Origin of the sequence: Pectobacterium fontis (genome assembly GCF_000803215.1) — a bacterium.
In the GTDB taxonomy this organism is placed as follows: domain Bacteria; phylum Pseudomonadota; class Gammaproteobacteria; order Enterobacterales; family Enterobacteriaceae; genus Pectobacterium; species Pectobacterium fontis.
Genome location: NZ_JSXC01000053.1, coordinates 1 through 11,373, shown reverse-complemented (window position 1 = coordinate 11,373; position 11,373 = coordinate 1). Strand labels below are relative to the sequence as shown.

11 protein-coding genes and 1 pseudogene are annotated in these 11,373 nt (G+C 39.6%); 6 read left to right on the top strand and 6 right to left on the bottom strand.

All coding sequences use genetic code 11. The annotated features are described in order from the left end of the window. A partial coding sequence (locus tag OI69_RS17420) for a tyrosine-type recombinase/integrase (protein ID WP_039353421.1) occupies positions 1-552 on the bottom strand: 552 nt, incomplete at its 3' end. A 556-nt stretch (positions 553-1,108) separates the two neighbouring features. Here OI69_RS17420 and OI69_RS17415 point away from each other — a divergent pair. The 3 genes from OI69_RS17415 to OI69_RS17405 are packed head-to-tail and all read left to right on the top strand — an operon-like array spanning position 1,109 to position 4,517. Further along, entirely contained in the window at positions 1,109-2,293 is a 1,185-nt protein-coding gene (locus OI69_RS17415; protein WP_039353419.1) for a dsDNA nuclease domain-containing protein, read from the top strand. Further along, positions 2,290-2,769, top strand: coding sequence for a hypothetical protein (locus OI69_RS17410; protein ID WP_039353415.1), 480 nt, complete (start codon positions 2,290-2,292; stop codon positions 2,767-2,769). Before OI69_RS17415 ends, OI69_RS17410 begins: the two co-directional genes overlap by 4 nt. Further along, positions 2,766-4,517, top strand: a complete 1,752-nt coding sequence (locus OI69_RS17405) for a hypothetical protein (RefSeq protein ID WP_039353413.1) — start codon at positions 2,766-2,768, stop codon at positions 4,515-4,517. The genes OI69_RS17410 and OI69_RS17405 overlap by 4 nt, the downstream gene beginning before the upstream one ends. Positions 4,518-4,654: 137 nt before the next feature. Here the strand turns inward: OI69_RS17405 and OI69_RS19500 are convergent. Further along, positions 4,655-4,813 (bottom strand): annotated as a pseudogene (locus tag OI69_RS19500) (IS30 family transposase); the annotation flags it as partial. A 259-nt stretch (positions 4,814-5,072) separates the two neighbouring features. On the opposite strand from OI69_RS19500, the gene OI69_RS17400 reads away from it, so the two are divergent. The 3 genes from OI69_RS17400 to OI69_RS17390 all read left to right on the top strand — a co-directional run bounded on the left by OI69_RS17400 (position 5,073) and on the right by OI69_RS17390 (position 6,891). Further along, complete coding sequence (locus OI69_RS17400; RefSeq protein ID WP_039353409.1) at positions 5,073-6,017, top strand: ArdC family protein; 945 nt, start codon at positions 5,073-5,075, stop codon at positions 6,015-6,017. 320 nt (positions 6,018-6,337) lie between these two features. Further along, complete coding sequence (locus tag OI69_RS17395; protein ID WP_039353407.1) at positions 6,338-6,574, top strand: type II toxin-antitoxin system CcdA family antitoxin; 237 nt, start codon at positions 6,338-6,340, stop codon at positions 6,572-6,574. A gap of 2 nt (positions 6,575-6,576) precedes the next feature. Continuing rightward, positions 6,577-6,891, top strand: coding sequence for a CcdB family protein (locus tag OI69_RS17390; RefSeq protein WP_039353404.1), 315 nt, complete (start codon positions 6,577-6,579; stop codon positions 6,889-6,891). Between the two features lie 436 nt (positions 6,892-7,327). On the opposite strand, the gene OI69_RS17385 is transcribed toward OI69_RS17390, so the two are convergent. The 4 genes from OI69_RS17385 to OI69_RS17370 form a co-directional block, all read right to left on the bottom strand. Continuing rightward, complete coding sequence (locus OI69_RS17385) at positions 7,328-7,918, bottom strand: DUF4326 domain-containing protein (RefSeq protein ID WP_039353400.1); 591 nt, start codon at positions 7,916-7,918, stop codon at positions 7,328-7,330. Next, positions 7,915-8,355, bottom strand: a complete 441-nt coding sequence (locus OI69_RS17380) for a DUF488 domain-containing protein (protein ID WP_039353397.1) — start codon at positions 8,353-8,355, stop codon at positions 7,915-7,917. Before OI69_RS17380 ends, OI69_RS17385 begins: the two co-directional genes overlap by 4 nt. 16 nt (positions 8,356-8,371) lie before the next feature. After that, positions 8,372-9,046, bottom strand: a complete 675-nt coding sequence (locus OI69_RS17375) for a dual OB domain-containing protein (RefSeq protein ID WP_039353392.1) — start codon at positions 9,044-9,046, stop codon at positions 8,372-8,374. A 403-nt stretch (positions 9,047-9,449) separates the two neighbouring features. Then, on the bottom strand, positions 9,450-11,171 hold the full coding sequence (locus OI69_RS17370) for a hypothetical protein (protein ID WP_162183346.1): 1,722 nt from the start codon (positions 11,169-11,171) through the stop codon (positions 9,450-9,452). Positions 11,172-11,373 lie beyond the last annotated feature (202 nt).

Here is an 11,373-nt window from a genome sequence, read left to right as displayed (position 1 = left end):
ATATGACTTGACCACTACATAACGCATGATGGCGGTAGCGTACTGCTTCACCCGCATAGCAATTTCCAGATAACCCAGCTTCTCTATCTTTTTGATAGGAATCAGCAGATCGCCTGTATCCAGTTCAGCAATATCTTTTTCACCAATGTCAGGGAACAGATAAGTTTCCAGTCGTGTCCAGACAGAACGCTGATAATCTTCCGACCATGTGGTTTTGGTGACAAACCAGCTCTTAGCAACAGTTTTGAAAGCGCGGGTATTGTTACGCTTTTCCAGTGTGGTTTTGTTGTCAGCCTGCTTTTTAGCGCTCGGATCAATTCCAGAAGCTAACAGCTTTTTCGCTTCATCTCGTCGTTGTCTTGCATCAGCCAGTGAAACAGCAGGGTAGACACCAATGGAAAACACCTTCTGTTTCCCTTCAAAGCGATAGCCTAACTGCCAGTATTTTGAACCGTTGGGATGAACCAGCAAATAGAGGCCGAACCCGTCAGTGAGCTTCACCGCCTTTTCTGATGGCTTGGCATTTTTTACTTTAGTATCAGTAAGTGACATGACGGTTCCCTCCGGTTGCTGGTAAAAACGAAATCGAACCAGCTTTACCAGTATTTTTACCAGCAAAAGAGTATGGCTTCGAGTGTTTTTGAGTGAACGAGGGCGAACCTGAAGAAGGGGATAACCAATTGATTAAAAGCAAAAAAGCAGACGTCAGTGAACGTCTGCTTTCTCTAATTTGGCTCCTCTGACTGGGATCGCCTTTGCCAGTAACTGGCTAATAAGTAAGCTAAACCAGCATTCCCTTCTTGTCAAGACCACCAGAATGACCACCATTTTGTTTATGCATTTAGCCATATACAAATATGGTCTAAGCAGATGCATCTAAATCAACTCGACAGGGGGGCAGGCAGTTGTTTTATCTGTGATGGTATGCAGGTAAATTCGTACAGAAAATTTTGACAAATAATAAAATATGAACATATTTATTTTTTACTGGATAAAAAAACAGTTATGAATTAAGATGTTTGTGATTGATTTTTGAACTTTTTTGTTTCAAAAAATGATCTTAGCATTTACATTATCTATATGTTTCTTTGGGATAATGTGGAATGTTATGGCTGAGTTACATGAGGTTAAACCGAGAGAGCAGGCTGGAAGAGACACATTAGAACGATATAATGCTCAAATTCGGGCAGCCAGTATCGCGTGTTTATCTATTTTAGAAGGTAAAGATGTAAAACGTGTCTTTTGTGAATTTCACGACGATTTTGTGGTTGAAAGAGTTATTGCTAATGACATCCATTATACTTTTGTGCAAGTCAAAACTAAGGAAAAATTACGTGAAATATGGAAGCTTCGAGAGGTTTTTGGGATCTTAAAAAGAAAAACTAAAAAAAATCCTCAGACGGATGAGATGATTAGAGATAGTTTTGTTGGTAAACTATTACAGCATACCATAAATTTTGAAGATACTTGTAAGGAAGTCATTTTTCTTACAAATACACATATTGACGAAGATATTGATAATATCCTTGATGATATCATATCCGATACATTTTCCAATGTTCATTGCAAGCTTATTATTGATTCATTTAATAATTGTTTCATTTCTATCAGTAATGAGAATAAAAAACTTGATATTGAAGGTATAAAAGAAAATCTTAAAAAATTAAAATTTGAAACCGATGTTGAATATATAAAAAGCAAACATGAAACGTTTGAGATCCTCGCGAAAGAAAAAATATTCAAGTACAGCGAAATAGATTTGTCACATATTGAAGCTAAGGAGATATTACTTTCTCTTTTAGCTCTTGTTAATAGTAAGTCAAGCGTAAAAATCAATGATTGCTCGAAAGAAAATATTAATAATTTGTCAGGAATAGACATTGATGATTTATTGGATGTACTTAGTATCTCCAAAAGTGCTTATTACGAGTTTCTCCATGATGGGGATGAACATGCATTGAAATCAGCATCTGTAATTGAACGGTTGTTAAGAAAAGCAGGGGCTAGTGAAATTCAAATTGATTTTTTTGCAAGATGTAAAATAAAATGGGATCAGTGGTTAAGAAAAAATAGACATATCATTTCTGAGTTGGACTATGTCACTATAGATAGTGAAATAAACTCAACATTAGATAAGTTGACATTTATGCATGGTGTTTTATTCCTTTCGGGTTTAAGAACCGCTGTTAATGAATTACATGATTCGTTATTTGAAAGTAATTTACTTAATTGTTTAGACAAAGAAGCTTTGACTGGAAGCCTTTTTGCGAGACTTGTAGAGCGTTCAAAATGAATTACGATGAATTTTTTGATAGTATATCTCAAAAAGATATTAGAATAGATATAAAAAATATTGAAAGACAAGACAGTCTTGGGCTAAATAATGAGGCACTTTTCCAGCTTCCTTTAATAGCTATGATAATACTTTTATTATCTAAAAATAGAGTAAAACCAAGAGTAAATGAAGTTGGAAGTTTGGTCGGGAAACTCTTAGAGGATGTCATGCTAGGCTTTAAAGGATCATCACAACTATTGGGATGGTCAGCGAATCTTAGAATTCGAACTGTTACTGCTTTAAATTTTCTTGAGTCTGTAAGTCTAATTATTATGGATGAACGAAATAACAAATTAAACATTACCAAGTTGGGGAAAAAAGTTATTGACGAAGTATTTATATACGAAAGCGATTTGGCTTTTAATCTAGCATTGATCGAAAGAGCATATAGAAATTACTGCGTTGATTCGAAACTGGATGGTGAGATATTATGAAATTATTAAGTCTAAAAATAAATGGGAGAAATTTTTCAGGTCTTGAGTCAGATGAGCTCATTTTTGGAGAGCATATTACTGAGTTCTATGGTCCGAACGGATGTGGGAAAACACCGTTATTACAATCTATATCCTATTGCTTAGGGTATCCATGTAAGTTCAGAGAGGATATTTATAGGCTATGCAAATCTGCCACCCTTACTTTTACTATAGGGAATGATAGTTTTAGGGCGACAAGAGATTTTGAACATACTGATTTCATTTTATCATTAGATTGTAATGGCAAAATATCAATGTTTTATAATCAAGCAGATTATTCTAAATATATCCTAGAAAAGCTATCATTAGCTTATCCATCTCTTCTTACAACCCAAAATAAGCAATCATACCCATATTTAGCAACTATTTTACCAATTTTTTATTTAGATCAGGATTTTGGATACTCAAAATTTTATTATTCACCAAATAATTTTATAAAAGATCAATTTTCAGAAATGCTCAGGATTGTATTCTTTTTGCCCGAAAAGCATTCATTCGATGTCAAAAAGAAATCCATTAATCTAACGGAGGAAATTAAATATCTTGATAACTCACTGGCTATACAAAGAAGAGATATTGAAATAGCTAAAGAGGCTAATAAAGATAAAAATATAGAATTTATCGATAATTCCATTATAGCTTTTAAAAATGAGCTTACTGTATTGAAAGGTAGTAAATCATTAAAGAATGATTCCCTCCATAGTATTGATGAAATTATAAAAAAACAGAAAGAAAACTTGAGGGATTTAAATGAAGAGCTAAATTTTATAGCAAGAAGAGAGTCTTCATTAGTTCAGATAATGAAAGAAATTAATACAGAGGTCAATACGTTAAGCCTTAATGAGGAAGCTAAAAGGATATTTCGTTCTTTTGAGGAAATATGTCCATCCATTGATTGTAAAATGTTTTCGCGTAGTTCAGAAAGCTATGCAAAACATCTTTTATATCTTAAGGACCAAATCAAGGATATTGAAAGAAGCTTAAATTTAGATGGAGGACGATATGATCAAATCACACAAGAAATAGCTTATGTTAATAAGACTATCGAAGACCTCAACTCTATGAGAAACGGAATCATAGAAGAAGAGGACCTCTCATCAGTAATTGATGCAATTTCTGAAATAACATCTATGTTGTTTAAATTACAGTTAGAGAAAAGTGAATTGCAGAAAATATCAATTTTGGAGGATAAGTATGTCGAAATGCTTAATAAGCGGGAAAGTGCGCTAGATAAACTGGAAGGGTTAGGTAAAAATAGACAGTCAATTCCACGGTTAACTAGGGTTAAATCTACATTGCGAGAAAAGTACATCAGTTGGTTAAAAGTTTTAAAAACCCCAAATGTTGATTTAAATATATCATTTGAGCATGATTTTAGCCCTGTTCTGGGTTTTGAAACTTTAGAACAACTTAAAGGAAGTACTAAAGTACGAGCTATACTTGCATATCGCAGTGCATTAATTGAAAGCATGCTTGAATTAGAAAATAAATCGTTCATGTTTGCAATATTTGATACGCCTAAACAGCATGAAATACATTATGCAGATATAAATAACTTTATTGTTAATTTGAAAAAACTATCTCAAAAATATAATTTTCAATTCATATTCTCCTCTACAGAGTACAAGTATTTAGGTGATGAAAATGATATTTTTCTTACTCCAAAATATCCTGGTGAACAGCATGAGATGTTTTTGAGAAGATACTAGTTTAATTTTTTCATGCCGTTCATTACGGCATGTGCCATTTTATGATGGCAAGTTATATATAATGGTATGAGCACCTCTCACCACATGAAGTAGGTAATATTTTTCCCTGCGTGATTAGTCAGCCCTGTGCTGTGAGTTCAACCGATGGATGCAACACACTGATTGAAACGCTCTGCGGGTGATTCGTAGTCTAGCGTTTTTCTCGGCCTCTCGTTGAGCTGTTTGGCAACACTGTTTAGTCTTTGCTAGCTGTGAACCGATAAGTCAGTTCCTTTTGGAAAATACTGTCTGAGCAATCTGATTCTGTCAGGAAAACCCCAACCCCATTTCACCGCTGCGGCCTAAGGGACGCTACGCCCGCCTATGTAGGGCCAGTTTTTTCTCCCGCGTGACTTCCGCTCTCGTATCAGCTTCCGGTTAATCGTTTCCCAACACAACCCGTCCCGCAAGGGTAAATGGCACGCATTCTGCGCCCTTGCGTGCCGGAACGATGCCGGGAAAGCGAGCCGTCAGGCGATACGAAGACGAAATTCACACCACTGACGGAGAAAAAACATGACGATTTCCCAGCATACCCAGACTAGCGCCCCTAACGCCGCAGCGGCGACCAGCGTATCCCCGCTGGAGCAGTCAGGCTCCTCAAAAACGAAATTTTCTAAAACCAAAACCGATATTTACCAGACCGTCACCGACAACATCATTGCAGCGCTTGAAGCCGGTGTAAAACCGTGGTCTTGTCCGTGGCAACGAGTATCCGGTATGTCTGGCTTGCCTTCTAACTTCGTAACCGGTATCGCGTATAGTGGAATGAATATCATGTTGCTGTGGTGCAGTGCATCAGAACAGGGCTTCGGTGATTCACGCTGGATGACCTACAAACAGGCGCAGGCAGTCGGTGGGCAGATTCGAAAAGGTGAGCACGGTACGACAGCCATTTTCTATACAACCTTAGAGAAGGAAAACGAAGACGGCGAAATCGACCAGATCCCGATGCTGAAAACCTTCAATGTGTTCAATGTTGAACAAATTGATGGCCTTCCACTGACAACTGGAACAGTCAGCCCGGAAGCAACCTTTGATCCGTTGCCGGAGGCTGAAAATCTGTTCCAGAAGAGCGGCGCAAACATTATTGAGAAAGGACAAAACGCCTTTTTCAGGCCCTCAACTGATGAAGTCTGGCTGCCAGAGCGCCATCTGTTTTCAGATGCAGCTAATTTCTATGCTACCGGACTGCATGAGTTGGTTCACTGGAGTGGTGGTAAAAAACGACTTAACCGTGAAATGAAAGGGAAATTTGGCAGTGCAGATTATGCGGAGGAGGAATTAGTGGCGGAGCTGGGAAGTGCTTTTCTGATGGCGGATCTGGGGATCATCGGAGAGGTTCAGCATGAAAGCTATATTGCCTCATGGCTCCAGGCGCTGAAAAATGATAAGCGCTATGTTTTCAAAGCGGCCAGCGCCGCCTCAAAAGCACATCGTTATCTGATGGATAAGATTTGAGTCGGAGATGATAAAGCCGCAAAGGAGTGCGGCTTTAAGCTTATTGCGGGGCAGGGAAGATGAGAGATGTTTAAATTTCCCTGCGAATTTTCTGGACATAATATGCCCGGAAAATTCGCAGGCTGCGGGTGCGGGCGGCAAAGAGCCCGCGCATCCCGCAAACGGCGTTTGTACATCGGTGATTGCTGTAAACGACGGCTTAGGTATGACGACTGACTGTGAAGTTTGCAGGACTGCAACGGTAGCCGGGCCTGTTTTTGGTGTTATGATAAGTGTATTGTGCCGTGTAATGCGCACGTGTTTCATGCAGGAGAGAAATCATGACCGCGAAACAATGCAACACGCAGAGCGTGACCATGACGGTGGAGCGTGCCTTACTGGTAAGAGCGCGTGAAGCGGGTATTAACCTAAGTGCTACTCTGTCAACCGCACTGGATGCGGAGCTTCGCCGTCATGAAGCGAAAATATGGCAGGAAGAAAACAGAGAGGCTATCGACGCATTAAATCGTTTTCATGATGAAAACGGCTGTTTCAGTGATGAATACAGGACGTTTTAACCATGCAATTCACCGTATACGGTAATACCGGGAAAAGCGTCGTTTACCCGCTGTTGCTCGATGTCACGAGCGATATTATTGGGCAATTGAATCGTCGGATAGTGATCCCATTGCTCCCGATTGAACAGTATCCTGCAGGCCGCCGACCGGAGCGCCTTGTCCCCGTCGTCAGGCTGACGGACGGCAAAGAATACGCCGTAATGACCCACGAACTGGCCAGTATCCCTGTCCAGACTCTGGGTGCGGTGTTTTGTGATGCTTCGCAGTACCGTTCTCAGGTAAAGGCTGCAATAGACTTCCTCATCGATGGGTTCTGACGTTTCTTTCTATTCTGCTAAACAGGCATTGCCTTTAATCGTGGCTGACGGGAGCCTATTCCAGTTCGTCTATCGTTCGGAAGAGAAACATCTGGCGTCAAACGGAACTGGAATACCGTTCCTTGCCACCATTCTGATACTGTCAAACAGCCTAACCAGACCGTTGCTGTTAGCATCCAGAAAATTAGCCCGCCATTGCGGCATCAGATGACGCTGTTCAAGGTGCTTGGTGACTTTACTCTCTGTCCGCTCCGTGCCAGAAGCAGTCTCTCTAAAGCATCTGCGGAAGAACACCGATTCATGGATCTATGTGGTTGTCGAACTCTGGTACCATCTCCAATCAGTGTATTGAGCTCCCCCTAAAAAAGTGCCTGGAACTAAAGCTGGGATAATTACAATCATATAACAGATGATTTCTGAAACTGATGATGGTGCATTACTCACCATCGTCCAATTCATTCAAATACTGTGCCAGCACATCCCCATGACAAGCATATGGCTTACAGTGGCATCCTAAAGTGTGTCCTCTCAGTGCTTTCAGCTTTTCTTTAAACTCTGAGCCACCTTTGAGATAGTCACGATCAAAATCGTATTTAAACTTTCTTATGACTTCATCACGATCACCATCTGCACCTATCGCGTAAGGATTTCCCCAAAGCGTTCCTCTACCGCAATAGGTATCAAAGTGTTCACCTCTATCTTTATTTGATACTGAGGTGATCTTATCTTTGATGTATCGAACGGGAATCTTCTTGGATAAGACTTCGTTAGTCGTGATGAATTCCGGTGTATTAGCTGAATCAAAAATAACAGCATGAGTTAAACCAATTGAAAAAGGGTCTGCTAATATTTCAGGCTCAAGTTTATTCAATACATCTGATTTAAAATATTGACTTAATAAATCATGAGGATCGACAAAGTAAAATATCTGATAGTCATTTGAGTTGGAAAAAATCCGTGAGAGCTTACGCTCAAACTTTCCCTTGGATACAAAGTCAGGATGATAGATTATCATTACTTTCATCATATCAAGTGCTTAACCTCAAAATCAGTATCCCAATGGCTGTTTAAGTACTCTATCACAAGACGGCGGTGGCAGTGATGGTGTTTGTGCTCACTGCAGAGCAAACAGCTATCTGCAATCACTGACTTTTCTATTCGCTCAATGTTTCTTTTTGCCATTAAATTCATGAAACTACTCTCATAAACCTCCCATGAGATATTACCTTTTTTGTATGGATCTAACATCTCTTTAGTTGGTGCAAGATCTGGTAGATGAACATAATCAACATTGCAAAGTTCCTTTAAGAAGTACATCAAATCGTTCTTCTTAGCAAAACCCGCAAGCTGAGAAACATTATTAAGACGTACATCAACTAAGGTTTTCAAGTCTGGTTGAGATTTAATTAGGCTAAAGAACTTTTCGGCAGATTTTTCAGTGAAACCAATTGAAAATACTTTCATGTGATCATCCTCTGGTTTACTTAATGATTGCTGTCAAAAATTTGTAGCAATAACCGTCATTATGTGGTGCTGTACTCAAAGTAACATAACACCCGCCAACATCATAGGTATCTTCTTTCAATTGACCATATTCACTATATACCTTTGGGTCAGTAATAATGAACGCGTAATCAATGTTATTATATGAGAAGAAAGCTCTGAATCTTTTTAGATCATTTCCAAAATCAATTCCTTCTTTCTTAACTCTTATTTTTAAATTAGAAACATAGACAAAAAACAATGACTGAATAGGGGTTGTAACTGATGATATTAGGAACCTATCATTTTCACCATGATATGATGAGTAACCGTTAGCCCATAGAGTTGTTGGGTAATCTAAAAGCTCATTGATGTTTTTTTTATCGAAAACACCCACTTCTCCCCAATAAAATGATGGATCAATTGAATAATTTTCACGTTGAATTTGATGTGGCACGTTCTTTAAATAACTAAATGAAGTTATATGAAGCAGTTCAGGTTGCTTCTTGGATGAATATTCAATGTTATTAAAGGTTAGTGCATCACTATCAACCAAAGGGTTTATTGGACGAACCCATTCACCGATACTTCCCTTAGAGTAAATTTTTCCTGCAACACAGAACTTTTTATGTTTAATGGATTTAGCAAGAACGACAAATACTTTAGATGGCATTTCCAAAAAAATCCTTTTAAGTAAATGAGAATGATCTTATAAATCCAGGCGATAAAATTGTCAATGAATTCATATTGTTATGTTATAACATTTGGTTTTCTTTGCGTGCCTATATATCAGGCAGTTTTGCACCGAATATATAACCATGGTTATCTTCAAATAATAATATCTGAAGTGGTCAACAAAAACTGGCCACGACATGAGAATATTTCTAGAACTACGAAACGTCCGCTCCTCGCTCATGGCGGCCCGTAAGGGTCGTCAATCGGGCCGCATCGTGCCAACAGTGGACCAATGATAAGCCAATCAAAATGGAACAAGCTAATCAAGTTACAATTGGGGTCAGCCCATACTTGTGTGTAAGTTCAGCCGTTAGAAAAAGCCGAACAACTCCATTCTGAAATTACTCTTCTTCAGATTCTTCTTCCTCAATCTCTTGCGGCAAAGGCGGAAGGTTGTAGATATCCTCCGGTGTGAATCCTGCGATTTGCTCAAGCAGCCTTTCTGAGGATAGGATGGGCTGTCTTTTACTCCGTTCAAATGCGTTGTAGGAATAACGCCCTTCATTTACCCAGTCGAAATAGCGATTGATGCTACCAATGAGTGTATTGCAGGTGTGTCTATTACCATTTGTGCTGCCGATCGAGTGCTGCCCCGCAGTAAAGCGAATCGACGATCTGGCAATATAGGCTAGATCTTTGCCACTGAGTGTCGATTCAGTTATTCGTTCTGTTGTCGCCTCATTCAGGGCAAACTCTCTTGCCCAGAGCTCATTAACATTGCCAAGATAGTACTCAAACGCATTGTAGAAATATCCTGTCGTGATGAGCCTACGAATCTGCCAGGCCACGTCTATTTCATCATTGCGGCGATCTATCTCTTCTAGTAATACCGGTAATGCCATCAACCTGCTATCTGTAATGCCGATGATGTTTAAATGGAATTTCGCAACCCACAGTATTTCATTAAACTGGTCCAGTGCAGAATCCTCGAGCGCGTTGAAAGAGGCTGTGGACATTTTAATTAATCCGCCGATTGCCAGAGACTGGAAAAGCATCTTTGTCATTGTCTCTGAAGGGAATATGTATTTCCCTGAACGTTCTAACGTTTTGAATCCCCAATCATCACCGCAGCCATCAACAAAAGCGCACAGTATCATCAGCATTCTGGTAGGAATTTTTTCAAGTGAGGCGGGGGCAATATGTTCAGGATTTAAGGGGTGATTAGCCCTTGCCCCTATTTTCTCTTCTAATTTAGCGATTGAACACCTGAGAGTTGCAACTTTGTCGTCATCATTAACGTAGTCTATCCAGTAACAAGCTTCCTCAATATCAGCCAAATCTATAGCGGCATGTGCCGTGTTGAATGCCAGTGAACTTAGATAGTTAGTGCGTCCTGCCGAAAGGTTGGGGGCGCTAAAGAACTGCTTGGCAACCCCGATACTGTGTTTAGGGTTCCTATCGAGACTAAAATAGGATTCAAAAAAGAGCAAACTCTGGCAGGTATCTTCGCCTACTTGATGGGAGATAAATTGAGTTAGCTTTTCAAGGGTAGGGAGTTGGCGTGAGTTATCCAGCAGTACACGGTGTGTTGCTTCATAGAAGGTAATCAACTGAGCATTATTCAGATTATTGATATCAAAAATGGGGGGTTCCTTGTTAAAGGATGCCGAAATGCCCATCAGACAGTTAAAGTAGGTAACATACTGCTGCTTTGTACCCGAAAGAATAAACGCTCTGATGATTGCCATGTAGGGACTGAACGAGACATCGCTTTTCGCCAGGGAAAACACCGTACAAATCTGCTCACTAAACTCATACCGTTCGTCCTGGTTTAGCGCTGATTGAATTAGTGGAGTCGCTGGAATGCCAGAAAATGCTATCAGGTTCAGAACCGCCTGCCTTTCCGTCTGAAACGCTTTTTCCTCCCTTGCTATCACCGCTTTACAGAAATAATAGTCTACAGAGGTTTCGTTGGTTTCTTCAGTATGCAGAATTATCTTTTCACAAACTGAATAAAAAACCTCTTGTTTTTGAACTGGCATCTGTTTTTCAGGGGACTTAGCCTCACGAAGTTTACGAGTGGCACTGGCTTTAAATTGCTTCCCATTCCGCTTTTTCATCATTTAAATCCACTAGATAACTTTGGGAAAGTGTACTGCGAAGGAATTAGGCTCTCAATGAAATGAACGATTTTTTGATCACTTGAGTTCATCTATTTTGATATTGTAACCGTTGTGTTAAAACGGGCCGTTCGCTTTTAGGAGTTTCCAGCAAACTGTTTAGCTTCCCTTTAAGGCCAACTACCGTGATCTGTCCTTGATTTAG

Coding starts and splice junctions, on each gene's coding strand:
- OI69_RS17405 (WP_039353413.1), top strand. CDS start 2,766: ATGAAATTATTAAGTCTAAAAATAAATGGGAGAAATTTTTCAGGTCTT.
- OI69_RS17400 (WP_039353409.1), top strand. CDS start 5,073: ATGACGATTTCCCAGCATACCCAGACTAGCGCCCCTAACGCCGCAGCG.
- OI69_RS17375 (WP_039353392.1), bottom strand. CDS start 9,046: ATGCCATCTAAAGTATTTGTCGTTCTTGCTAAATCCATTAAACATAAA.
- OI69_RS17380 (WP_039353397.1), bottom strand. CDS start 8,355: ATGAAAGTATTTTCAATTGGTTTCACTGAAAAATCTGCCGAAAAGTTC.
- OI69_RS17370 (WP_162183346.1), bottom strand. CDS start 11,171: ATGATGAAAAAGCGGAATGGGAAGCAATTTAAAGCCAGTGCCACTCGT.
- OI69_RS17415 (WP_039353419.1), top strand. CDS start 1,109: ATGGCTGAGTTACATGAGGTTAAACCGAGAGAGCAGGCTGGAAGAGAC.
- OI69_RS17385 (WP_039353400.1), bottom strand. CDS start 7,918: ATGATGAAAGTAATGATAATCTATCATCCTGACTTTGTATCCAAGGGA.
- OI69_RS17390 (WP_039353404.1), top strand. CDS start 6,577: ATGCAATTCACCGTATACGGTAATACCGGGAAAAGCGTCGTTTACCCG.
- OI69_RS17395 (WP_039353407.1), top strand. CDS start 6,338: ATGACCGCGAAACAATGCAACACGCAGAGCGTGACCATGACGGTGGAG.
- OI69_RS17410 (WP_039353415.1), top strand. CDS start 2,290: ATGAATTACGATGAATTTTTTGATAGTATATCTCAAAAAGATATTAGA.